We start from the raw sequence: 24594 nt of genomic DNA on the forward strand, positions 1-24594 counted from the left end.
TGAAGATGGGGAAAACGGTAATCGAGAAAATTTTATCAAACAAATCGAACACGGATGTGACTGCGGGAGATATCGTGATTGCCAATTTGGATTTGGTAATGGCACAGGATGGAAATGCACCCTTGGCAATCAAAATGCTGAAAGAGGAATTTAATACAAATAAAGTTTTTGATAATGAAAAAGTGGTAATGGTGATAGATCATTGTGGCCCAGCACCAAACCAAGGAGCTGCTAACTTGCAGCAGATTATGAGGAGTTTTGCATCAGAAGCGGATATTAAGTTGTTTGATTCTGGCGAAGGTGTGTCCCATGTATTGTTGCCAGAACAAGGGTGGGTTAAGCCTGGTGACTTTGTCATCGGGTCTGATTCTCATACCGTAACCTATGGGGCTCTAAATTGTTTAGGAACCGGAATGGGCTCAACTGACATAACAGTTGGGATGTATACAGGGCAAGCTTGGGTAAGGGTACCTGAAAGTATCAAAATCAATTTAATTGGTATATTACCTCATTCTGCAAGCGCCAAAGACCTTGCTTTAGAGCTGGTTAGACTAATTGGTGTAAGTGGGGCAACAAATATGTGTTTGGAAATAGCAGGTGAAGGGCTACAGAGCTTAAATATGGATCATCGTTTTACAATTTGTAATATGGCCATTGAGATGGGGGGCAAATGTGCAATTATGCCTCTTGATGAAGTGTGTCAAGATTATCTTCATAAAAGATTAGGCCACCAATTAAGTGGCATTTGGTCTGACAGTGATGCAGATTACGTCGCAGAACACACGATTGATCTGTCTACTTTGGAGCCATTGGTTGCACTTCCTCATAATCTGGAAAATATAGTGCCTCTAAAAGAGGTTGAAGGTAAACCGGTTAATATATGTTTTCTGGGAACTTGTACGAATGGGCGAATATCTGATATGGAAGCAGCTGCCAATATATTGAAGGGGCAGAAGGTACATTCTGATATTCGTCTCAATATCACTCCAGGGTCTAGAGAAGTTTATAAAAAATCCCTTGAATTGGGCTACATTGAAATTTTCATTGAAGCAGGTGCGGTTATCACTCCTCCAGGATGTGGTGCCTGTATAGGTACACATTTAGGTGTGCCGGGAGACGGGGAGTATGTACTCTCGACAGCCAATCGTAACTTTAAAGGGAGAATGGGGAATGCGAATTCTTTCATTATTTTAGGGTCTCCGGAAACTGTGGCTGCTACTGCCATTAAGGGCTATTTAACAGCAAGTTCGGATGTTGGGAAGGAGTCAGCGGCTTATTATGAATTTTAAAGGGAAGGCTCATTGGTTTGGAGATCATATTAATACCGATGATATTATTGCTGGAAAGTATAAACATGAATCCATTGATCCTGATGTACTTGTGAAACATATAATGGAAAACATTAGACCTCATTTCTATGATGAGATTACTTCTGGAGATTTTATTGTGGCTGGCGAAAATTTCGGTTGTGGCTCTTCCAGAGAACAAGCTCCCATTATTATCAAACATGCGGGGATTACGGCTGTGATTGCAAAGTCATTTGCCAGGATCTTTTACAGAAACGCAATCAATATCGGATTGCTTCTCATTACTTGTGATACTTCTAAAATCAGAGAACATGATCAAATTGTATACGATCCTGAAAACAGGACGCTAACTGTTGTGGAACGAGATTTACATATAAAAACCCCGGCGCTTCCTCGAGAGATTCTTGATATTTCAAAAAGTGGAGGGCTATTAAACTACATCAAAAAAAATGGAGGCTTTTATGCATAGATCAATTGATGGGGTTTTAATTAAAGGGGACGGAATTGGAACTGAACTAATAAATGCTACTACTGAAATATTATCTGCGTTAACTACGGTCTCATTCAACTGGGAGGAGCATCACGCTGGTCTGGAGTATTATGAAAAGCATAATGAAATTGTACCGGAAGAGACCTTGAGAGCAATTAAGAGTAAAGGTATTGCGCTCAAGGGTCCGTTCACAACCTATGCAGGGAAAGGGCAAAGAAGCGCAAATTGGGTCATACGCAGGGAACTTGATTTGTATGTATGCATGAGACCTATCGTTTCTCATCATAGAGAGATTGATATTTTATTAATTCGTGAAAATACAGAAGATTTATATGGTGCTATAGAATGGGAGGCAGGTGATGCAGCCTATGCTGTTAAAGTTGCAACTGCGGCTGGCTGTAAGCGAATAGCCTCCTATGCATTTAAAAAAGCTTATGAAAAAAAGCGAAATAAAGTAACAATAGCTCATAAAGCAAATAATCTAAAAAAAACGGAAGGCATGTTTCTGGAAACAGCACAACGTATAGGGGAACAGTATTCTTTATTGCAGACGGAGGATCAATTAATTGACAGTCTGACAGCAGATTTGGTGATGCATCCTGAAAATTATGACGTTATCCTGACAACAAATACGTTCGGAGATATACTTTCGAGTTTAGGAGCCGGGTTGTTGGGGAGTCATGCATTAGTACCAAGTGCAAGTATTAATCGTGATATTGTTTTAGTTGAAGCCGCACATGGAAGTGCACCGGAACTAAAGGGGAAGAACATAGCCAATCCAACAGGTTTAATTCTTGCAAGTGCTCTTTTGTTAGAAGAAATTGAACTGCATGAGGAAGCCAAAATGATAAGGCTAGCTATTGAAAATGTTTCAAAAAAAAACATCACGACATTTGATAGTGGGGGACAAGCTTCCACAATGGAATTTGCACAAGAAATCAAAAAAGAAATTAAGGAAATGAGTCTTTATGCATGAGTCGAATATGATTGGACTTCCAGGTCAGCATATGGAAGGTATGTTTTCTGATTTTAGTCGTGACCCTGACTTTAGAAATGCAGTTATTACCCGCTTTATCTCTACCTTTTTTAACACATTTGATGATGTAAAGGGAGCTGTATGTACTCTTTGTGTTGCAGCAGGAGACTATTTGAACTCCAATGTTGGTCCAGTCGACGCCATGAAATTTTTGGAAGTGCACGAAGTGATTCATAAAGGACATGTTATATGTGTAAATACATGTGTTGTTCCACACACCAGAACGAATATTATGAACGTTGTAGTAAGTTTCAAAAAGAATATGCCAGCGGAGTACATCGTTGATTTGTTTCAAGAAAAGTTAAATTCAGTTATCGTACCTGAACCTTTTAGTCTGGATGATACTGCGAAATTCTTCGAGTTTTTTAGGGATAACTCCGAGTATGGCTATACTTCAAATTATATTTTTTTGTTCACAAGCACGATTACCACCCTTTCTGATCATACAGTCAGTTTCTGGATTGCTATTGATAATCAATACTTATTAATTAATCGTAAATGAGGCAACAGTATAATGAAAAAAACTAAAGTCGGGATTGTTGGTTATGGCACGATTGGAAAAAGAGTTGCGGAGGCTGTCAGACTTCAAGATGACATGGAACTGGTAGGTGTCGTGTTTAGAAGATTAAATACTAATGCTCTTACTGCTCAAATTCAAGGCATTCCTATATATTTAAGTGATATTAATTTAAATGATGATTTCCTTCAAGTGGATATTGAACCACTGGGAGATATTAAAGATCTCTTAGAAAATGTAAGTATTATTGTGGATTGTACACCCAGAGGACAAGCCGAGAAGAACTTACTTTTATACCGCGAGTACAACGTTTCCGTTATTCTTCAAGGAGGAGAGAGTGAAAGGCTGGGTGTGACCTACAATTCTTTTATCAACACCACTGATGTTAAAAATGAAACATTGATCAGAGTTGCGAGCTGCAACACTACAGGTATAGTGAGGATTTTACATGCGTTATTACAAGTGTTTGATATAAAACATGTATTTGTCACCCTGGTGAGATGCGGCACAGATCCGGATAAAAGCTCAAAAGGGATAGTTAATGGATTGTCCATAACTACAGACAAGTCTCACCATGCTAATGATGTAAATCTCTTGCTTCCTGATATAGAGATATATACGAAGGCGGTTGCTGCACCCATGACGCATGGACATCTTCTTATATTCTCTATTGATATCGATAGAGAATATCATTCAGAAGGTGTAAAAAAGAGATTTGCAGAGCATCCCAGAATTCAACTGCTGCCTCAAAAATATAGTCAGAGTACTTCGAGCATTGAACAATCTTATTCTCATAGAAAGAGAGGGGATCGACCATTTGTAATTATACTTGAAGACTCTATTGAAGTTGTAGGTCAGAAATTATACTTTATGGCCTCTATTCATATGGAATCCATTGTGGTCCCGGAAACGATCGACTCCATTAGGGCGAAATTTTCAAATTTGATGGCAGAAGAAATCATCTATAAGACAGATAAGGCCCTGGGCATTAATAAAGGAATGGAATCCTACCAAGTGAAATAAGGGAGAGGTGCTTCATATGTACAATAAACAAAAAAAATTGCGAGACGCTTTGTATTCCCGGAATATTGTGAAAGTTGTCGGAGCTCATGATGCTTTGTCCGCTATCATTGGTGAACAAGTTGGTTTTGATGCTATTTGGGCTAGTGGACTGGGAATTTCAGCAACTCATGGCGTACCTGATGCGAGCATTCTTAATATGACAGAATTTTTAGAGGCAGCTGAAGTTATGGATAAAGCAACCAGTATACCGGTAATAGCTGATTGTGATACTGGTTTTGGTGAAGTGAATAATGTTAAAAGGATGATTACCGAGTACGAGAGAAGAGGGATTGCTGCCGTTTGTATAGAAGACAAGCTTTTCCCTAAGAGAAACAGTTTTTTAGCGGGCGGCCAACATCTTGCGGATATTGACGAGTTTTCTACCAAAATTGAGGTTGCTAAACGCACACAACGTACAGAAGATTTTATGGTCATTGCCCGACTTGAATCGTTTATTGCAGGAACTGGTTTGGAAGATGCGTTGAGAAGGGCAAGATCGTATACAGATGCTGGGGCGGACGCTCTTTTAGTACATTCCAAATCCAAGGATACAGAAGAGGTTTTCTCATTTTCTTCTCGATGGCAACAAGAAAACAGAAACGTTCCTCTAATCGTTGTACCGACTACCTATTGTAGTGTTGAGATAGAGGAACTCGTTCGGCATCACTACAGTATGGTGATTTATGCTAATCAGGCATTAAGGGCTTCCGTGAGCTCTATACAAAATGTATTGAGTAATATCATTGAATCGGGTACGAGTAGGTACATCGAGGATGAAGTGGCGGAAGTGAAAAAGGTTTTTAACCTTATAGGTACAGATGACTTAAATCAAACTCAGCAATGGTATGAAGGGCGTCTTGTAGAATACAGGGAAAGTGGTGTGGAAATACCAAGATGATTAAAAAATATGACTGGGATGCGTTCGAACAAGACATGGATCGTATTTGTCACAAGATGGGTGATACGGAATGGGATTTGATCATAGGGATTGCAAGAGGGGGATTGCCATTAGCTGTAGCGTTATCTCACAGATTCAATTGCAAAAATTTTGGAGTTGTTGTTGCGAGAAAAACGAATAGTGAGGATGCTTTTGATTTGGATTCAACTATGAAAGTGATTGCTGAGCCTGCTCTTCCTGAATTGAAGCAAGTTTACAATGTGCTTATCGTTGATGATATTGTTGCACTTGGCGATGGATTTTCTATAGTTGAGAACCTTATCATTAATAAGTATGGGGACAATATTAATGTTCAGTTTGTGTCATTGTTTGCAGATTTCGAACAAATTAAACAAGATAAATACAGCGGAATTATAAGTCGCATGTTTTCTCCTAATCCTATTAACAATAAATTAGTTTGGGTGGAATTTCCTTGGGAGAGAGAAGGTGTGACTCATGTTTAAAGTGTGGCTAGGCCCGGCGTCTACTCATCTCGCAGATAAATTGAACCAATATCCAAATATTCATCAATTAAAAAGCAGCATCCGTTTTTTCCCTGATGGGGAATCCTGCATCAAACTTGAAGAAGATATAACAAATGAAGATGTCATTATCATTCAAAATACCAGTCCACCTCAAGATGAGAATCTTCGCCACTTGTTTCAGATGGTTGATGTTCTAAGGTTTAATAGAGCAAGGACTATAACTTGCATTGTTCCTTATCTGGCCTACTCTAGACAAGACAGAAGAACACATCCGGGCGAGCCTTTCTCTTTGGAAATAGTAGTAAAGATATTGGAATTATTAGGAGTAAACACATTGGTCACTTTTGAGCTTCATAATTCGAATATTAATGTTGAAACGCATGTAGAAATTATAAATATAAGTACAGACGATTTATTCGTCGATTGGATTCGTGGAATAGAGATCGAACGACCGATTTTGATTTGCCCGGATAAAGGAAGCCGAAATCGTATTCAGAAAATTGCAGGTATTCTAGATATTCCATTTCTTGCTTTAAACAAATATAAGAACCTGAATGGGGAGACATGGTATGAAAACGAGGTGGAGGTAGAAGGAACCACAGCAATCATAATAGACGATCTATGTTCCTCTGGCTCAACTCTCATTCCCTTATGTCAGCATTTAATGAGCAATGGTGCTTCTCGTATTAAGTATGGTGTCACTCATTTCTTTGCAGACTCTTCTTATATTCAAGAGAAAGTGGATGCAGATTTAGAGATTTATTGTACAGATACTATTCCTTCCTGTCAGAGTTCTGTTAGTATAGAAAAATTAATTTATTCATTTATAACACTTGAAAGAAGTGATGTGCTGTGAAAATTGGTCCTTCTATAATGTGTGCGAACCCGCTAAAACTTCAAGACGAATTAGATGCTGTAGCAGCAGCAGACTGGTTGCATATCGATATTATGGACGGCCATCTTGTTCCTAATTTCACCTTCGGAATAGAAGCAACTCAAAGAATTATAAACTATACCCCTCTGAAATGTGAAATTCATCTAATGAGTGATAAGCCGTTTGAACATTTAGATCTCTTTATTAGTTTAGCACCCGACATAATTACTATTCACCCCGAGGTCATCCATGACCCTCTAAGAGTTATTTATAAAATAAAGAGTGCTGGAATAAAGGCCGGTATCGCCATTAATCCTAGCATATCTCTAAATAATTTGAGTGAACTCCTTAGAGAAGTGGACCAATTTATTATTATGGGCGTAAATCCAGGCTTTATTGGTCAAAAATTATTAAAGCCTTCATTGACAAAAGCATTACATTTAGCAAACATTCTTAAACATCAGAATTTAAACCAAGATATTATACTGGATGGTGGAGTGAAGTTGGATAATCTCCATGTAATTTACGAGAGTCAGGTCGACGGGATTGTAGTTGGAACAGGTATTTTTCATCATAGTGGCGGAACAGAAGAGGCTGTTAAACAATTCAAACAAACAACTAGAAATCTACATAAGACCTTAACTTAAAAAGGAGAAGGGAAATGAAAATCGTATTAGCAACATGGAACAAGTCGAAAAAGCAGTGGTTAAGTAAGGGGCTGAAATCATTAAATTTCCCAGTATTCACCTTAGAGAATTATCATCATACGGATATTAGTGATGTTGAGGAAACCGGGGATACGTGTGAGGACAATGCTTTATTGAAAGTACAAGCGATCCCTAACGATGGTGAATCAATCATTATTGGTGAAGACTCGGGGCTCTTTGTGAATGCGTTGAATGGTTTTCCAGGTGTTAAAACTGCAAGATGGATGGAAGGTACGGATGATGACAGAGCGGAGCAAATCGTAACGAAAATGAATAATGAAAGCAATAGAGAGGCGTATTTTCAAAGTGCAATTGCGGCGATTTTTCCCAACGGTCAATCTGTTGTAGTGGAGGCTAAACTGCATGGAGAGATAACAACTGAAAAAAGAGGAGATAAAGATTCAGGATATTCTCAAATTTTCGAGCTCTCCAGCGGGAAAACCATAGCCGAAATGGAAGCTGGTGAATTTGAACAAAATGACCACAGGCGAATGGCTATTGAGAAGCTAAAAGCAATGATAGAAGGGAATGCGTATGCAGCCAAATCTGAATATTAGTAACAAAGTAAGAGGAATTGCGATCCTGACCGGAGTCGCCGTGTTGGGAGATGCGATGCTCTTTGTTGTTCTTCCTATTTATTGGAAGGAATTTGGATTAAGTGCTGTATGGCAGATTGGTCTTCTACTTTCAATTAACCGTCTAATTCGACTTCCCGTTAATCCTCTTGTTGGGTTGTTTTATAAGCACTTTCAGTTGAGGACTGGAGTGCTGTTGGCTTTAGGTATTGCTATAGTTACAACAGCGTCCTATGGCTTGCTACAGGAGTTTTGGAGCCTGTTGATTATGCGTGCTTGCTGGGGAGTTGGATGGTCACTCCTTCGACTTGGAGGTTTCCTGAGTATTGTAAATATAACGGATGATACGAACAGAGGCAAGTATATCGGCCTTTATAATGGTTTGTGGGGGCTTGGTTCTCTTGCAGGTATGTTAAGTGGGGGGATACTTGTAGACCAGACATCCGTTTTATTTGTAACTACGTTATTCTCAGTCATTGGTTTGTGCTTTTTTCCATTTATCTGGTTATTCATTCCTCAACAGGACAACCATCAGGAACAGGCTAACGCTCATTTAACAGGTACTCGCATACGATCTCCTTATTTTGTTCTCGTCTTGATAACTGGAGGAAGTGTAGGCTTGGTTATTTTCGGCCTGTTTTCTTCCACTTTAAGCCCGTTGATTGGACGGATTTATGCAGGTGACTGGAGCTTCCTTACACTGGTTATTGGGGCAGCAACCCTTACTGGGATGATTCAAGCGATAAGATGGGGATGGGAGCCTTTTGTGGCACCATTCTTCGGGAAGAAAATCGATTCCAGTCGTTCCAAACATCCCTTGCTACTGATTCCTTTATTTCTAGCGGGGTGTCTATTTATTGTTTTAGGGAATCTCCAATCCATCGGTCTTCTTCTTATGTTTTTATTGATTTTCCAAATAAGTTCTACTTTATTGGTAACTGCCACAGATACCTTTGCTGCTAATAATGCAGCGGCACAGACAGATCGAGTAAAGGCAATGACATTATATACTATTTTTGTTGATGTTGGCGCAGCTTTGGGACCATTACTATCCTATATAATTATGAGTGTGTATGAGGTTTCAATTGTTTATTTTATTGCAGGAGGCCTTTTACTTGTCATTTCACTTGTATGGCTTATATTTATGAGATCAAATCCATTCTCACATCATTCCTCTGCTGTTTCAACTGCTTATACGGCTAAAAAAGAGTGATGTATTCACATAAGTTCTAGTTGTAGCAAATATCAGGAGGTCAAATACATGAATGGGAAATCAGGATCGTGTACACCAAAAGGCATTTGGGTACATGATCCTTTTTTTGTAACCTACGGACACTCTACTAATCCAGCAATGCGACAATCGAATTAATGGACTGCTGAGCCCACTTTGCAAAAGGCAGGTCGGCTGCCCATGTCACTTGTCCTGTCGCTTTGGCTTCCCCCCACCACAAGATACGTTGATAGAGCAGATGCATGCTGAGACGTGTGCGGAAGTGTTGGCATTTCTCCTCATCTGCTGCACAGACCAGATCCCGGTAGCAGCGAAGGAACTGTGCGGCCAGTTCTGGTTGCCCCTCACGAACATACCTGGTGGATATTTTGGTTAGGTCGGCTGTGCCGTCTCCGAAATAGGCGGTTGTAAAATCGAACAAACCACTAATCTGCCACCCTGAAGAACGGTCGTCCAGATGTTGAATCAGAATATTCTCGACCTTGAAGTCTCCCATGACAAAACACGGAACAGCTCTGGACCGAAATGCCGGTTCAGCATTCTTGAATTGCTCGTCCACCCACTGAACATCTTCATCCGTAATCACCGAGTACTGTTCAGCATCATGTAACCAGTGACGAATGGTTCCGTACAACCAGTCCAGATAATCGCCTGCAAAGGAAACAATCTGCTGCGCTACAGGGTCATACTCCCCGGCATCAGGCACCTTCCAGCGGTGCAGTTCAGCCAAAGTATGGGCAAACATACTGGCGATCTCTTCCTGATCTTGCTGTGACAGTGAAGCCTGGAATGCTGGATCATACAGGTGATTCCCGGGCAGGCGTGGCATTATGGCATAACTCCAGCCTAGCAGATGGGTATCTTCATGTAATAAATATGGATCAGGGACAGGAATGGACGTATGTTTTGCCAGTTGTTCTACAAAGAACTTTTCTTCCTGTAACTGTCCTGCATATAAAGGATTGCCTTTCAGAATATACTCTCCACGGGAAGAGCGAATGAGCAGTGTCTGACCCATAACACCTTTATCCGTTCGTCGATAATCTTCAAGGGTTCCCAGGTCAAGCTCATTCAGCGCATCCTGCAATGAAACTGCGGCCACTTCGCCAAGTTGATTGGAACCAAAATATATACGTGTTGTCATATGGCCGGACCCTCCTGGGTTTTAGTCCTCATTCTCTTCGTCAGACAGGTCATACGTATCCTCATCGACCAATCCACGGATGAAAGCTTCAAAATTCGGCGCAAGATATGTAATCTCATAATCATTTTCCTGATCTACATGAACTACACAGGGTTCACCTTCAGGGCCGCAGAAGCGATAATCCAGCATAACAACATCATGACCAGCGGATGGACAATCACAGATCACAATCCCCAGATCGGGGTATCCCCAATCCTCGATCATGAACCGACTTCCCAGCTCACCAGCGAGTGCGTATATTTTATCGTGTCCAATTCCCATAATGCTTGAAATGGCAATGTGATCCTCAGCCCAGGAAGTCGCTTCTTGGGTGGGAAATACAGTGAGCGCAGGGATACCGCCGTTTTGCGTATTCATCAGTTGTATATAGGAAGCGGGCAGTTTGTAACCTAGTTCTTGCTCAATAGACACAATTTCTTCTTCATCAAAAGGTTCTGATACATGATTGTCCTGCGCATAATCACTCTGTACCCAGAACGTTGCGGGATCATAAGTCCCTGAAGCGGCTCTTAGATGGTTCTGTATACCGCTCTGTTCGAATGCGGCAAGCTCCTCTTCATGACGCTGGCGATCTTGACGCATCTTGTCCGCTTCGGGACGAATCTCGCGAAGGAATTCAAGGGTAGATTCATCATGGGGCAGAAGTTCATCAGCTCTCTCAAAAGCCAGTAGTGCCTGTTCATAGCTCGCGATGTGACAGTATGCGTAACCCAAGCGATATTGCCAGAGCGGGTCGCTTACCCCTTGCTCCTGGACAGACAACAAATGTTGAATGGCTTCGCGGTAACGTGCGTCATTGTTATAGGCTCTGGCGAGTTGACCAATCAGATCATAATCCCACTCTGCGACGGGGATACGTTCAATATGTTCAATAATGAGACTGAATTGGTCCTGCTCATGCCATAAGTTGATTTGTTCCAGCAGTTCTCTTTCCATGAATAGGCCTCACTTCCGTAGGAGGGGTATGAATCTCTTTCATTATATAATAAGTATGTGTTGGTTGGAGAATGTATAAATCAAGCTCTTCGTCGCATACTGTTTAAGTATACTTTAAGTTCAAAATTTAAAGTTTAATTTATGTTTAACTTTGTTTAAGTATTGTGTTTAAAGTTAAACTTTACTATCCTATACTAGGAGTGTGAGGTGAGATGGATATGGGAATCACAAGAGTTGAAAAGAATATATTTAGTCAGAACACGGATGAGATTGCTTCTGAGTTAGTTCAGAGCTTAAGTAATTCGGATAATAGTATTTTACTGTTCAAGGTGCTGGCACTTGCAGTCAAAAATAATGCTGAATTTGTTCGTAGCCTGGATGAATCTATCTTTGAAGATGCTGATATTTTTAGAGAAAAGTATGTTACTCTTCTCAAACATGCGTTAAGTCAAGCAGTGGATGTACCGACAGGAATTACAGACAGTGGGGTTCCTTCTATTGAAGCTGTACGTTCTTATACTCCTAAAGAATTATCTGTATTTTTTGGAGTAAGTATTACGACGATTTTCAACTGGATTGATCAAGGCCGTTTTATGGGGATTCAAAGAGCCGGGTCCAACAAACATAATCTCATCCCAGACGATACTACATATGTGTATGGATCAGGTAAGAGAACGACGATTAAAGACATTGTGACTATGTGGAAAAAAGAAGAGGCAGAACACCAATCCACAATAGAAGTCAGTGACCTGGATTACCACACAGGGCAAATTGCCTTATATGAAGATAAATACAAAGGGGAATTCGAACGGACACTCGGAACTAAATTGAACTTAACACCTGAAGAAGAAACCGATGCACAAGTTTGGAAACACCATTTGGGGAGGCAACGTCTTGGCTTTAAAGATACCGAAAAGTAATTTTCGTTTTATTGAGAATGATTTTTCATATATTATTATGAAAAGAAATATCTCTATTAAATTATAATAGTTCAACGCTGATATGAAGTTGTACATACGAATTAAACAACACTCCCTGAACTTAGGCGTTATAGCCACAGTTCAGGGAGTGTTGTTTTTTTATAGTCTATGTGATTAAAACGATATGAATTGAACTAATCATTTACACAATAACGGAGAGGACAGAAAGAACTTGAAAAAGCGTAGCGTTCGCCTTTATCACCGGATTTTCCCTTGAGAAAGGGAATCAAAAAATCTGGGGATAACAGCGATTGGAAAGTTGTTCTGTCATCGTAGTGTCTGTGTAGATAATTTTCAGTTTAATTCAATATGGAGAATCTTTATTACAAATCGTCAAATCCGTTATCGTCGCCAACTTTACCGTAGTTACGGGATTTAGCTTCAAAGAAGTCGGTTTTGGTTGCATTCAGTGCTTCATCGGAGAATGGTTTGATCCAAGGCATGCAGTTTACATCCACACCTTCATATGCTTTTTCCATACCCATCAGACGCAGACGTTTGTTGGCGATGTACTTGATGTAATCTTCCAACTCGTTCAGGTCAATACCGCGCACGTTGCTGAGTGTGTAATGTGCCCAGTTGGTTTCAAGCTCAACAGCACGATGGATGGTTGTGTATACGTAGTCCATGTTCTCAGGTGTATTCAGTTCAGGGAAGTCCACCAGCAACTGTTTGTACACTTCAGCGAAGAAGTAACAGTGTTGATTTTCGTCACGCTGGATATACGAGATCATCTGGCTGGTTGCCATCATTTTCTGGTCACGGGCCAGATTGTAGAAGAAGGCAAACGTACTATAGAAGAAGATACCTTCGAGTACCAGATCGGCTACCATAGCCTGGAAGAACGTCTGTGGAGACGGCTCGTCCCGGAAAGTTTGGTAGATGTCTGCGATGAAACGGTTGCGGTCAAGCAGGACTGGATCATGTTTCCAGTATTCAAAAATTTCCTTTTGCTCCCGATCAGATACGATCGAAGACAGGACGTAGGAGTAGGATTGGTTATGAACAACTTCCTGTTGTCCGATAATGGCCGAGATCGCTTCGAGTGAAGAATCGGTAAAGTAACGTTTTACATCACCAACAAACATCGTCTGCATGGAATCAAGTACAGCGAGCAGGGAGATGTTGATTTTGAATGTACGTTGTTCTTCCTCGTCCAGTTGAGCAAACTGGGAAGCATCTTTGGACATTGGAATCTCGTCTGCGATCCAGTGGTTAAGCAGCAGTACTTTGTACAATTTGTACATATGAGGCATGCGAATGTCGTTCCAGTTCAGGATACCGGAGCATTCACCTTCAATAATACGGGTTGATTGGTTAGGGGCTTCGGTGTTGAAAATTTTCTGTACTTGCATTGTTCCGTTCACTCCTTGAATGTGGCATCTATATCAACATCTTGCGATGCTGTGATCGTGTTTTAGGCAAAAAAGAACCAGGACAACGCCATTTTGCAATCAAAACAGGATGCCCTGGTGGTCACCTCGAATCTAGTAAATCTTCTCTATCATGGATAAAGCGTAAATTGCGCAAAAATCAAGATTCTTCAATCGTTAATGCACGGCTACGAACATAATAAGTTGATTTCATGCCGGCTCTCCAGGCGTGCAGATGCAATTCCAGGAATTCTGTTGCTTTAATATCTGGTCGAACGTAGAAGTTGAAACTTTGTCCCTGATCGACGTGGCGCTGACGGGCAGCCGCCATATTAATGGAAGCATGTTGATCCACCTGGAACGCCGTTTGGTAATAAGGGCTTGTTTTTTCGGACAGATCCGGAGCCGGATTGGCAATTTTGTAAGTTGTTTTCTCTTCATAAGATAACAGCTCATAGAGCGGATCAATACTAGCCGTTGAACCAGCAATAATGGACGTGGAACCGTTAGGTGCAATGGCGAACAACCAGGCATTACGTACACCGTTTTGTCGTACTTCGGCTTGTAGTTCTTTCCACTGTTCGGTTGTCACGAACTCGCCTACGCGCTCACCTGATGTGTACTCGCGTTGATCGAAGTAATGACCACTTTCCCAATCGGAACCTTTGAATTTCGGATAATGTCCTTTTTCTTTGGACAGCTCCATACTGGATTTCACAAGCAGGTAGTTAATTTTTTCATACAGATTATCGTTATACGCTACAGCTTCGTCAGACTCCCAATGAATGCCTTCGAGAGCAAGCAGGTGGTGAAGTCCAAACGTTCCCAGACCGACTGCGCGATATTGGCTGTTGGTATATTGAGCTTGCAGCACTTCAATATTGTTAATGTCGATAACGTTGTCCAGCATGCGCACCTGAATTGGAATGAGACGTTCCAATACATTATGAGGTATAGCACGTGCCAGATGGATGGAGTTCAGGTTACAGACAACAAAGTCGCCAGGCACTTTGGAAATCACGATGCGAGTTTGTCCATCCTTGGTTACGAGTTCTTCCTTTTCAATCACAGTGGCAGACTGGTTCTGCATAATTTCGGTACACAGGTTGGAGGAGTATACCATACCGTGTGCACGGTTAGGATTCGAGCGGTTAACCGTATCCCGGTAGAACATGTATGGCGTACCTGTCTCCAGTTGGGATTTCAGTACGCGCTTCATGATGTCAATCGCCTGTACTGTAATCCGGGACAGCAGTGGGTGATTCACTGCTTCTTCGTATTTATCACGGAACGCACCTTCGCCAAAGGACTCATCATAGAAATCTTCCAGTCCGAGTGCACGACCATTCTCGTCCTTCCAGCCCATCACTTTCTTTGTTTCGTGCGGACAGAACAGGCTCCATTCGCCACGAGTGGATACCCGCTCCATGAACAAGTCAGGCAGACAGATGCCGTGGAATACGTCATGCGCACGCATACGCTCGTCGCCGTTGTTCAGCTTCAGATCGAGGAAGGCCAGAATGTCTTTGTGGAAGACGTCCAAGTACACGGCAATAGCACCTTTACGCGTACCGAGCTGGTCTACGCTGACCGCTGTATTATTCAGTTGGCGAATCCAAGGGATTACACCGGAACTTGTATTTTGGTGACCACGGATATCCGATCCACGAGCTCTGACTTTGCCGAGGTAAACGCCGATGCCGCCACCCATTTTGCTCAGACGAGCTACATCCGTGTTGGAATCGAAGATACCTTCGAGTGAGTCGTCCACCGTATCAATGAAGCAGCTGGAGAGCTGACCGGCTACTTTTTTACCTGCATTGGACATCGTAGGAGTAGCTGCGGTCATATACATGTTGCTCATTGCCCAGTATGCTTCCTTGACGAGATCCATACGTTTCTCGGCAGGCTCTTGGTGCATTAGGAACATGGCGATAACCATATAACGCTCTTGCGGCAATTCCATTACTTTTCCATCAAAATCGTGTGCGAGGTAACGTTCTGCCAGTGTGAGCAAGCCGATGTAATCGAAGAGCAGGTCGTTGCGGTAGTCAATGCACTCAGCAAGTTCGTCGATCTGTTCTTTGGTGTAACATTCCAGCAGTTCTTCACGGTAGATGCCTTTTTTCACGAGATCTACAAGAAGGGGGTGGAATGCGCCATAAGGCTCGTCCGGGTAAGACTTGTATCTGCGGTTGGTAGCCGCTTTTTTGTACAGGGAAGTGAGCAGGGAGCGTGCCGCTGCAAATTTCCAATTAGGCTCCTCTTTAGTTACCAATTCCAGTGCGCTCATGATAAAAGCGTTGCTGATTTCGTCTCCGGTAACTTCATCACGGCGGAGCTTGCTGTTTACCCCACGTACCAGACGTTCCTTATCCAGCATTTCCAGTCCTTCCAGAATACGGTCGGCATATACCGAGATGCGCATATCATCAAAGGCAAGCTGGCGGTTGTTCGGCTTGGTCACAACTTGTGGCATGAATATTCCTCGCTTTCGCATGTTTAAGAGATAAATTGGAGAAATTCTTTATATAAAGAATTGAGTGTCTTCTTACGGTGAGAAAAAGAAAATAGGTTACGTTTTGCGGACTGAAACGGCGGTGACAAGTTCATGTCTTAAATCGCTCAACTTGAGGAGCACAAAGCAGCACAATGCAGAACATGCTCATATAAAAAGCATTCTCCCGCCTCGCGGCTGAAAATGCCCATGGATGCTCTGGCTTCCTTACTGTCTTGGAGTTTCGGGATATCGACAGAAAAGAGTGCTTATGTAAGCTTTTGTCTATATGCAGATGTGCCTGTAGTTTAAGGATACCGGATGCAGTCCAAACAGCCCCGTTAACCTCCGTGTCAACTCTGTTTCGAGAAAGCGATTTACACCTACAGGGACGTGCCTTTGGAGGTGATTTCATCCTGTTTTTCGCGAGATTGCAGAAGGTGACTATTAGAAGCGGAGAAATCTAGTGTTACTACATTTTGTAGCTGTCAACATACTGTAACCCAACATATTGTGTTTGTAAAGTGGGCAGAACCAGTAAAACGTAATTCCGAGTATACCATTTAAGCCAGGAATCCGCAAAGGAAAAGGACTGGAAGATTTGAAGATTTATCAAAAAAAATTTTGAACAATTTGAATGACGTCTTCACGTCAGTTTGAATTGTAACACATTCAACTGGTAGAATAATAATAGTCAAAAATCGACTAAAATCAGCGGCAGCGGTTGTTCACGGGGCCCAGAGGAGGCGGAGCAAAATGGCAATAGCAGAAGTGACTGTAATTCCAATCGGAACGGGTACAACCAGTCTAAGCAGTTATGTGGCGGAGATGCAAAAGGTATTGGAACATCAACGGGGCATTACATATCAGTTAACTTCCATGAGCACCATTATTGAGGGACCACTTAACGATATCTTTACAGCAATTGCGGCTCTACATGAAGCGCCGTTTTTGTCAGGAGCTCAGCGTGTTTCCACATCCGTCAAAATTGACGACCGTCGTGATAAACCGGATGCCTCAAGTATACAGAAGTTACAATCGGTTCAGGATAAACTGACGTCACATCAGGCGAGACCTAACTAATGGATTAGTGTAAACATCCGTATATTCGGTTATTCAGTATGTTATAAGTCATTAATTAAAGCTTAGATTGTGTATATTGTGTAGCTAACGTGAATTTCTGACATTTATAAACTGAAAGACAAAAAAGGACCAGCTTAGCGTTCATAAGCTGGTCCTTTGTGTACACACATTTATCATCAATTAATCTGCAACTACCAATGAGGCTCCAATCAAAGTGGCGTTGGTGTAACCACCGCCAACATTTTCAAAAGAGAAGTTGGTAATTGGTGCACCGATAACCGTGGCATAATCACCATCAAGCAAATCTCCGGTCGTTGCAGGATATAACGCTATAATATCGTTTCCGTTCTCATCCATGACATGAACGATAGAGAAGGTTGCTCCGAGCGAGCTATCTTCCTCAACTGAAATGACTTCACCGCTAACTTGCACGAATTGATCATAATAGTTAGCCACATTTTTATTCAGATGGCGGGTCGTCACATTGGTGTCAACGAGATCCTTCGCCTTTTTGCGGAGTTCTGCTGTGCTGGCAGGGAATACATCGCTATGCTTGCCAAAGAAATCATAGGAAGCCTGCTCCATGAAGGCTGTATCTTCCGTAATGTACGGAGTTAACTCATTAAAGAAATCGGCAGCTGATGCTGTGGCAGATGAATTTCCAGTCGTTGCAGTTGGCGCTGTTTGCTCCAGAGAAGCAGTAATGCTTAGGGAATCAAGGATATCTTTGATCTCATCCTGATTATAAGTATCCTTGGCGTAGGTTAACGTCATGGTATAGAGTTCTGTATTGGTCGGAATCAGATACTGCACAAGGATAACATCTGTACCCGAGGAATGCTTATAGGCTCCTTCCAAGACACCAGCGCTATATTCTTTATAAGGTTTGTTTGTGTAGCTGGTTTTTTTATAATCGGAAATGCCGATGCTTGAACCGCTTTGTGTGTAATAATCCACTATATTATTGGCGTATTCTTCAGGATTAATTGAACCGGTTGAGCTGGCCTCAATCGTCAGATTCATATTATCTGCAAATGTGACTGATGAAGATTGGTCTGAAAAAGCAGCTTTAATGGATGGAGCATTCATTTGACTTGTATCTACGCTTTTCCAGGATTCAGGATATGCAAAAGAAAATCCTTCTCCACTATATGTAGTGTATTTCGTAGCCTGTGCTTCTGTTGAGACAATAAAGATTTCAGTATTCATAATTACTAAAAAGGTAATTTATCTGTATTTAACAAGTTAAAAGCTAATAATATACCGTATGGGTATCCATTTTGAGCGATAGTACATACATTTGGTTGATATAACCGTAGGATTTATGTATGACTTAAACATATTTGAACATAACATTCCGACTTAAGAACTAACCCTTTATGTAGGTGCAATTAGCGAATAGTCGGTGAAAAAAAACAGCCCATTTTCGACCTGAGCCCGGTCCCATGTGTGATTGGTGCATATAGTGAACTGTACCTCAAATCAAAGGAGGGGTTTACATGAGTGGAGTAGTAGGTGGATACGGCGGCGCATGGACATCGACTGGCGCGATCTTGGTTCTCTTTATCTTGTTGGTCATCATCTCTAAAGCATTCTTGATCTAATAAACCACTTGGACCCTAATATATTCGTAAAGGAGGGTTCTGCATGAGCAAAGTAGTTGAAGGCGTAGGATACGGCGGCTGGACATCGACTGGAGCAATCCTGGTTCTGTTCATTCTTCTCGTAATCATCACTAAATCATTCTGGGTATAATATGACGAGCTCTGCCGGGCAACCGGTGGGGTTTTTTTACTAGAGGACAAGCATGGTGTAGAGCCAGGAAGATAAGATAGCGCGTGGTTGAACGGAAGAAATGGTGCAATTCAAGAAATGGAATGACTGAGTATGTTTCGAAAATGGGGAAGGTACCTAATGGCTAAACGCCCATTTTGTCAAAATGAGGGCGATAGCCCGGTCCAGAGGTAGGCTGAATACATAGCTTAGGGGTGTAGGCAAATGTTAAGGAGGAATGAACAATGAGCGAAGTAAAACCGAATTCACCGAACGGACAGGGACACGTATACGGACATACGGGAGGTTATGAGCATATGCAAGGATACCAATACACAGGTCATGAAATGCATGGGTATGGATATGGTTGTGGAACAATGCCAATGGGATATGGCTATGGATACGGACACCATGCCAATCAGGCTCCAATGATGCATGGTTATCACCAGGGTTGTGGGGTATCCTATGGTCATGGCGGCGGAAGCTGGGGTTCCATGGGCACGATCCTTGTACTGTTCATCTTGCTGGTTATCATCTCCAAAACGATGTTTATCTAAGGATTTGTGAATGCAAGGAGACTTTGCTGATCATGGATCGTTGCGATAGTTGCTCTAAATAAACTCCGATTGAGTTCCATGTTGAGGCAGAACGTACCTATGATTCAGAAAGGGACGGCGTAGGATTTCATCCTGCGGTGTCCCTTTCTTATTAGAAGTGAAGGAACGTTGGGATTACTTTCTTTAACGAACTCCACAGACGCTATTCCATGAATTTTTGCCATTTCACAAAGTTTAACGAATCGTAGACGTCTTATTATCTGAACCTGGGCATGTTTGGAGCCTATATTCATGAAGTGACATGGATTAACGTGGCTGAGATTCGTTAGATTTTACATAGCACAGAAATCCTTAATATAAAGTGTGCAGGATTCGTTAACGTCTGGTGAGTGGAAGGAAGACTTTTCTCAATTGTGGGGGGCGATTGTCTGTAGATGTTGCTGAATTGAATATGTAGACATAGATAAACACCCGGAACCCAATTCCGGGTGCTTTGTGTATGTTTTCAATCTTCTCAAGAATAAGTGATATCCAAAACAACAAAAGCCCTACCTCTCTTTTGTCCTTGCGGCTCCGATGACCGCGCCAGTGTGAATGGGAACATCTTGTGAAACTCTGTACTACCGGGTTATTGTGATTCAGGTTCTTCAATCTTCATAGGTTAGTTGTGCTTAAAAATTCGCTGCGGTCGCAGCATGAAGAAAATATTCCGGGGTTTAAAGAAGACAGAAATCATATGAGGTTGTTTAATACAACTTTTATAGTATACCACAGGCTGTAATTATTTGCAATAAAAAGGAAAGCGCGACCAGAGCAGCATGTTTTCGGACTGTTTTTAAGTTGGAAAGTGAAAGGTTAGTTTGAAAGATACAGAAAATTTTTCAAACTATTTCTTCATAGGGGTAATCCTCTTCAAAAGTTTCTGCGTAGGTTATAATAAGAGGGAAGAAACAGAAAGGGGCCCTCGCATGACTGAATCGATGGAGGACAGCAGGTTAATGCGACAGATCGCGGAACGTGATGCCTCCGCACTGGAGCTTTTATATGACCGTTATGAGCGAGCGGTGTATTCTTTTGCCTACCGGATCGTTGGTGATCCCATGACGGCAGAAGAGACCGTTCAGGAACTTTTTATGCGGGTCTGGAATAATGCTGAACGTTACGATGCCTCACAGGGGAAGCTGACCACATGGATGTTTGCGATTACGCGTAACATTGCAGTGGACATGCTGAGGCGGAAATCAAAAGGGGCAGCGGCTACTTCAGTTGAACACGAGACACTGGCGGCCTATGCCGATGAACATACGAACACGGAAGAAGAAGTGCAGCGTAAATGGGAAGGTACCCGGATTAAAGAGGCGTTGTCCCAATTGAACGGTGATCAGCAACAAGTTATAGAATCGATTTATTATGCGGGATTAACCCAGCAGGAAGTATCCAGCCGATTCGGGATTCCGCTGGGTACAGTAAAGAGCCGTGTCAGGCTTGCCATGCGACAGCTCCAAAAGTTGCTGGCCGATGCTGAATTGCATCCGGACGCGGGAAGGGAGGGCATACATCCATGATAGAACGACATGAGGAGTGGTCTGATCTGGCACCGATGTATGTGCTGGGCGGACTGGAAGCAGAGGAAGTGGCGGCGTTTGAAGCGCATATGGCAACTTGCGAACCTTGCCGCCAGGAGGTAAGGGAATTGCAGGAAGTGACTGGCTTCCTGCCACTTGCGGCGGAACCTGTAGCACCGCCGCAAGGCATGCGAGCACGTGTGCTGGGCAACGTGCTCGGACACGTGCAGGAGAGCGCCGAGGCGAAGCCAGCGGCTGCTCCTGCAGAGCCTGAAGCACCCGTGGTGCTTCAGGCGGATCTTGCGCCGCAGCACAAACGTGCGGCGCAGCCCGGTCCAGGCTTGCCGCCGGTAACGGCGGTGCCTGCGGCCCGGGTGGAAGAGGCTGCCCAGGCACAGCCATGGCAGCCACAAGCGCGCGCGCGTGCGCGCAGCAGCAGCGCCTGGCGCATAGCCAGTGCCGGCCTTGCGGCCGTGGCACTGTTGCTGGGCGTGTACACGGCGCAGCTGCAGAGCCAGATCGACTCGCTGACGCAGCAAGCGGCGGGCTCGTCGGCTACGCAAGAGCAACTGGTGCAGGCACAGGCGCAGAATGCACAGCTGCAAGAGCAGCTGGCATCAGCTCTGAAGCCCGCACAGGGCATGCAGACTGGCGAGGCAGTGAAGCTGAATCCTGCAACGCAGGACATTGTAGCTCAGGGTCTCGCAACCATCGTTATTGACAGCAAAGGCACTCACCTGGTTGTGCAGGCTGAGAACCTGCCGGACCTGGAAGGCAACGAGGCTTTTCAGGTCTGGTTGATCAAAGGAGATACCCCTCAGAATGCGGGTACTTTCCTTAGTCGTGACGGAACGGGAGCAGTATACTACACATTGGATTCGGCCAACGACTATGATACGGTTGCCATCACGCTTGAACCGGATGCAATGGGAGATGAGCCACGCGGTACAATGATTCTGGCTGCCAAGATTAAAGGATAAATATAGGATATATCACCAAAGGCTGCTCCGTCGTAGAGCAGCCTTTTTGTGTTTTCCAGTTCTGATACCCACCCATTGGATTTTATTAATTTTTTTAGTCGGAGCAACCGATAAACAAATAGAAGGCAATACCCTTAATCTCCCTGTGTCTCAAGGGAGAACTGGTTGCACATAGAGAGTGAGGGGTTCAGTTGGAAGCATACCGTTCATTTATCTTTCGCCTAATACGCAATTATCTGATCGGTTCACTGGCAGCTGTTTTTGTTGTCGGTACAGTAGTTATGGTATCTACTCTGCAAATACCCAATATTCAATTTGTTCGACTCATCTTCATTGTACTGATTTCACTCTTGTTCATGCTGGTTGCAGAATTAATTACGCTGTGGGTACAGCTTGGCCCCATAAGACAATTTTTCACTTCCGAGCATCACGAGAGAGACGAATTGAACCACATGTATGAGAAAATTCATCGTTTCCCGGGACAGACCATATATCGGATCATGGGTCCGCACATGCTTGGCTTCTCACTTCCGGCAGCCGGATTAACATTATGGATGATATCCACAGGGTGGCTTGAATTTCCTTACTTCTATACTGTCGTGGCCGCTGCGTGTGCCTTTCTGATTGCCATCATGCATGCGCTGATTGAGTATTACCTAACGGTGCGGGCGATTAGACCCCTGTTACTTGAGATTCGTCATCGAGGCAAAGTCCAATACGGGATGGAACCTTCACTGGGAGGGCGCATCCTGGTATCGATCCAGCGTAAATTTCAGCTAAGTACGGCACTGATTGGCTTATTTCCTTTATTTCTATTTTTCCTTGCTACATATATCCGACTTCAGTATATGGACAGTGAATTTGCGAAAGAGTACATACTGTGGGGAATTCTCATCGTTGTTCTGGGCGCGGGGTTTGCGCTGGTGGGAAGCTGGCTGTTGATTCGTGATGTTCGTGATCCAGTTGCTGAACTGACACATGAGATGAACCGAATTCAGGGGGGAGATCTTGGCCGACGAGCTCCGGATCTATATGCGGATGAGTTTTCGGCACTGATCTCCGGCTTTAATATGATGATTAATCGGCTGGAGATGAGACAGGAGCGCAATCGACAGTTATTGCAAAGTTATTTTTCTACACTGGCTGCTGCTTTAGACGCCCGAGATAAGTACACGGCAGGGCATTCCATGCGTGTGGCAGAGTATTCGCTGATGATTGGTAAGCTGAGCGGAATGAATGAGGAACAGGCGGATTTATTGTACAAATCAGCCCTGCTTCATGATATCGGGAAAATCGGCATACCTGATGAGGTGCTGCTGAAGGATGGAAAACTAAGCGATGAGGAATTTGCGATTATTCGTACACATCCCGTGCAGGGAGAAAGTATTTTGTTACAGATAGAGCCTATTGATGCCATGGCCGACTTTCTGCCAGGTGTACGATCTCACCATGAGAGATATGATGGCAAAGGATACCCGGATGGGATGGCTGGTGAAGATATTCCCCTTTTTGGCCGCATCATTGCGGTAGCGGATGCCTTTGATGCCATGACGTCCGATCGACCATATCGGAATGGGATGAGTCACGAGAAAGCGCTAACGATTTTGGAAGAAGGAAAAGGGACCCAATGGGACCCCTATTTTGCAGGTTTGTTTATTGATGAATGGAGACGACAACAGCATCTTCAGAAACCATCGAAGTGAGGGATCAGTTGATTCCCTCGGTCCACTTCGATTCTTTTCTGCGTCTCCGGTGTAGAGCGAGGCCTGTTATGATGGTGAGAACACATTCGCCGAGTATGACTGCACCCAAGGCGTCATAGATCACATGTTGTTTGATCATTAGCGTGGATACTATAATGGTTGCTGCCCCGGCAGCCACCAAAATCTTGATGGGTTTGCGGATGCTTGGAACCGAGAGAACGGCACGCATAACCAAATAAGAGTGAAGAGAATGAATACTTGGAAAACAATTATAAGGACGATCCTGGCTATAGAGCCATCCGAGAACAGAAGCTCCCAGGCCTGTACCCGTCAGTTCCGGGCGCGGTACCATGGTCTGAAAGTTGAAGTAGATCAGATAACATATCCAGACACAGATATTCATGGATAACAAGACACGGTAATACGTCAGGCGATCCTTGGCACACAGGTAAGCGAGCACACCGAATACAAACGGGTACCAGCCCAAATATGGAATAGACATGCCAGGCACGTAAGGAATGATCCGGTCAAGCGGCGAATCAAGCACTACGAACCCGCGTTCTGGACTATTAAGAATATCATAGAAGAGCCCCATGACGGCCAAAGACAGCATTAAACTCAATGACAGCCAATAGGATTTGCTTTTTAACAATTGCACAACACCTTACTCCTTTCATTCATGCTCCCTAGGAGCATGACCCCAGCAAATAACTAATTCAAAT

The 24594-nt window shown here is 43.2% G+C and carries 25 protein-coding genes; 19 read left to right on the forward strand and 6 right to left on the reverse strand.

The features are described from left to right. Window positions 1-5 precede the first annotated feature (5 nt). Genes MKY66_RS02825 through MKY66_RS02875 form a run of 11 tightly spaced genes read left to right on the forward strand, consistent with a single transcriptional unit; the run spans window position 6 to window position 9203 of the window. The gene (locus MKY66_RS02825) at window positions 6-1289 is read left to right on the forward strand and encodes a 3-isopropylmalate dehydratase large subunit (protein WP_076215629.1); all 1284 of its coding nucleotides are present in this window, start codon (window positions 6-8) and stop codon (window positions 1287-1289) included. Further along, entirely contained in the window at window positions 1279-1776 is a 498-nt protein-coding gene (locus tag MKY66_RS02830; RefSeq protein ID WP_076215627.1) for a 3-isopropylmalate dehydratase, read from the forward strand. The genes MKY66_RS02825 and MKY66_RS02830 overlap by 11 nt, the downstream gene beginning before the upstream one ends. Beyond that, complete coding sequence (locus tag MKY66_RS02835; RefSeq protein WP_076215624.1) at window positions 1769-2773, forward strand: isocitrate/isopropylmalate family dehydrogenase; 1005 nt, start codon at window positions 1769-1771, stop codon at window positions 2771-2773. Before MKY66_RS02830 ends, MKY66_RS02835 begins: the two co-directional genes overlap by 8 nt. A gap of 31 nt (window positions 2774-2804) precedes the next feature. Continuing rightward, entirely contained in the window at window positions 2805-3335 is a 531-nt protein-coding gene (locus tag MKY66_RS02840; RefSeq protein WP_339806826.1) for a hypothetical protein, read from the forward strand. Window positions 3336-3347: 12 nt separating this feature from the next. Next, window positions 3348-4373 (forward strand): type II glyceraldehyde-3-phosphate dehydrogenase, encoded by a 1026-nt coding sequence (locus MKY66_RS02845; protein ID WP_076215620.1) that lies wholly within the window; start codon window positions 3348-3350, stop codon window positions 4371-4373. Between the two features lie 16 nt (window positions 4374-4389). Continuing rightward, window positions 4390-5310 (forward strand): phosphoenolpyruvate mutase, encoded by a 921-nt coding sequence (gene aepX, locus MKY66_RS02850; RefSeq protein WP_076215617.1) that lies wholly within the window; start codon window positions 4390-4392, stop codon window positions 5308-5310. Next, window positions 5307-5813, forward strand: coding sequence for a phosphoribosyltransferase family protein (locus MKY66_RS02855; RefSeq protein WP_076215614.1), 507 nt, complete (start codon window positions 5307-5309; stop codon window positions 5811-5813). The genes aepX and MKY66_RS02855 overlap by 4 nt, the downstream gene beginning before the upstream one ends. Beyond that, window positions 5806-6690 carry a ribose-phosphate diphosphokinase gene (gene prs / locus MKY66_RS02860; RefSeq protein ID WP_076215612.1) on the forward strand — a complete coding sequence of 295 codons (885 nt, stop codon included), beginning with the start codon at window positions 5806-5808 and terminating at the stop codon, window positions 6688-6690. Before MKY66_RS02855 ends, prs begins: the two co-directional genes overlap by 8 nt. Continuing rightward, window positions 6687-7355 (forward strand): ribulose-phosphate 3-epimerase, encoded by a 669-nt coding sequence (locus MKY66_RS02865; RefSeq protein ID WP_083657325.1) that lies wholly within the window; start codon window positions 6687-6689, stop codon window positions 7353-7355. Before prs ends, MKY66_RS02865 begins: the two co-directional genes overlap by 4 nt. Window positions 7356-7369: 14 nt before the next feature. Further along, window positions 7370-7972 (forward strand): non-canonical purine NTP pyrophosphatase, encoded by a 603-nt coding sequence (locus MKY66_RS02870; protein ID WP_076215609.1) that lies wholly within the window; start codon window positions 7370-7372, stop codon window positions 7970-7972. Further along, window positions 7950-9203, forward strand: a complete 1254-nt coding sequence (locus MKY66_RS02875) for an MFS transporter (protein WP_076215607.1) — start codon at window positions 7950-7952, stop codon at window positions 9201-9203. Before MKY66_RS02870 ends, MKY66_RS02875 begins: the two co-directional genes overlap by 23 nt. A gap of 127 nt (window positions 9204-9330) precedes the next feature. Here MKY66_RS02875 and MKY66_RS02880 read toward each other — a convergent pair whose 3' ends face one another. Together MKY66_RS02880 and MKY66_RS02885 are read right to left on the reverse strand one after the other, a co-directional pair. Next, window positions 9331-10365 carry an aminoglycoside phosphotransferase family protein gene (locus MKY66_RS02880; protein WP_076215604.1) on the reverse strand — a complete coding sequence of 345 codons (1035 nt, stop codon included), beginning with the start codon at window positions 10363-10365 and terminating at the stop codon, window positions 9331-9333. A gap of 21 nt (window positions 10366-10386) precedes the next feature. Further along, window positions 10387-11361 (reverse strand): SMI1/KNR4 family protein, encoded by a 975-nt coding sequence (locus MKY66_RS02885; RefSeq protein ID WP_076215601.1) that lies wholly within the window; start codon window positions 11359-11361, stop codon window positions 10387-10389. Between the two features lie 212 nt (window positions 11362-11573). Between MKY66_RS02885 and MKY66_RS02890 the strand changes: the two genes are divergently transcribed. Further along, window positions 11574-12281: a helix-turn-helix domain-containing protein gene (locus MKY66_RS02890; protein WP_076215598.1), complete on the forward strand. Its 708-nt coding sequence runs from the start codon at window positions 11574-11576 to the stop codon at window positions 12279-12281. A gap of 383 nt (window positions 12282-12664) precedes the next feature. On the opposite strand, the gene MKY66_RS02895 is transcribed toward MKY66_RS02890, so the two are convergent. Both MKY66_RS02895 and MKY66_RS02900 read right to left on the reverse strand, forming a co-directional pair. Then, entirely contained in the window at window positions 12665-13696 is a 1032-nt protein-coding gene (locus tag MKY66_RS02895; protein WP_036607380.1) for a ribonucleotide-diphosphate reductase subunit beta, read from the reverse strand. 178 nt (window positions 13697-13874) lie between these two features. After that, the gene (locus MKY66_RS02900; RefSeq protein ID WP_076215595.1) at window positions 13875-16193 is read right to left on the reverse strand and encodes a ribonucleoside-diphosphate reductase subunit alpha; all 2319 of its coding nucleotides are present in this window, start codon (window positions 16191-16193) and stop codon (window positions 13875-13877) included. 774 nt (window positions 16194-16967) lie between these two features. Here MKY66_RS02900 and MKY66_RS02905 point away from each other — a divergent pair. Continuing rightward, complete coding sequence (locus tag MKY66_RS02905) at window positions 16968-17294, forward strand: MTH1187 family thiamine-binding protein (RefSeq protein WP_076215593.1); 327 nt, start codon at window positions 16968-16970, stop codon at window positions 17292-17294. 180 nt (window positions 17295-17474) lie between these two features. Here the strand turns inward: MKY66_RS02905 and MKY66_RS02910 are convergent, their stop codons facing one another. Further along, the gene (locus tag MKY66_RS02910; RefSeq protein WP_076215590.1) at window positions 17475-18503 is read right to left on the reverse strand and encodes a PsbP-related protein; all 1029 of its coding nucleotides are present in this window, start codon (window positions 18501-18503) and stop codon (window positions 17475-17477) included. A 290-nt stretch (window positions 18504-18793) separates the two neighbouring features. On the opposite strand from MKY66_RS02910, the gene MKY66_RS02915 reads away from it, so the two are divergent. The 6 genes from MKY66_RS02915 to MKY66_RS02940 all read left to right on the forward strand — a co-directional run bounded on the left by MKY66_RS02915 (window position 18794) and on the right by MKY66_RS02940 (window position 23872). Continuing rightward, a complete protein-coding gene (locus tag MKY66_RS02915) occupies window positions 18794-18898 on the forward strand; it encodes a hypothetical protein (protein ID WP_017690880.1) in 105 nt (34 codons plus the stop codon). 43 nt (window positions 18899-18941) lie between these two features. Then, window positions 18942-19049, forward strand: coding sequence for a sporulation protein YjcZ (locus MKY66_RS02920; protein ID WP_201028111.1), 108 nt, complete (start codon window positions 18942-18944; stop codon window positions 19047-19049). 263 nt (window positions 19050-19312) lie between these two features. Beyond that, entirely contained in the window at window positions 19313-19624 is a 312-nt protein-coding gene (locus tag MKY66_RS02925; protein ID WP_076215587.1) for a hypothetical protein, read from the forward strand. A 968-nt stretch (window positions 19625-20592) separates the two neighbouring features. After that, entirely contained in the window at window positions 20593-21189 is a 597-nt protein-coding gene (locus MKY66_RS02930; RefSeq protein WP_076215584.1) for a sigma-70 family RNA polymerase sigma factor, read from the forward strand. Further along, window positions 21186-22169 (forward strand): anti-sigma factor, encoded by a 984-nt coding sequence (locus MKY66_RS02935; protein ID WP_076215581.1) that lies wholly within the window; start codon window positions 21186-21188, stop codon window positions 22167-22169. The genes MKY66_RS02930 and MKY66_RS02935 overlap by 4 nt, the downstream gene beginning before the upstream one ends. Window positions 22170-22360: 191 nt before the next feature. After that, entirely contained in the window at window positions 22361-23872 is a 1512-nt protein-coding gene (locus MKY66_RS02940) for an HD domain-containing phosphohydrolase (protein ID WP_076215578.1), read from the forward strand. A 4-nt stretch (window positions 23873-23876) separates the two neighbouring features. Here the strand turns inward: MKY66_RS02940 and MKY66_RS02945 are convergent, their stop codons facing one another. Continuing rightward, a complete protein-coding gene (locus tag MKY66_RS02945) occupies window positions 23877-24530 on the reverse strand; it encodes a phosphatase PAP2 family protein (protein WP_083657323.1) in 654 nt (217 codons plus the stop codon). Between the last annotated feature and the right edge of the window lie 64 nt (window positions 24531-24594).

It is taken from the genome of Paenibacillus sp. FSL R5-0766 (assembly GCF_037971845.1).
Taxonomy (GTDB): Bacteria; Bacillota; Bacilli; order Paenibacillales; family Paenibacillaceae; genus Paenibacillus.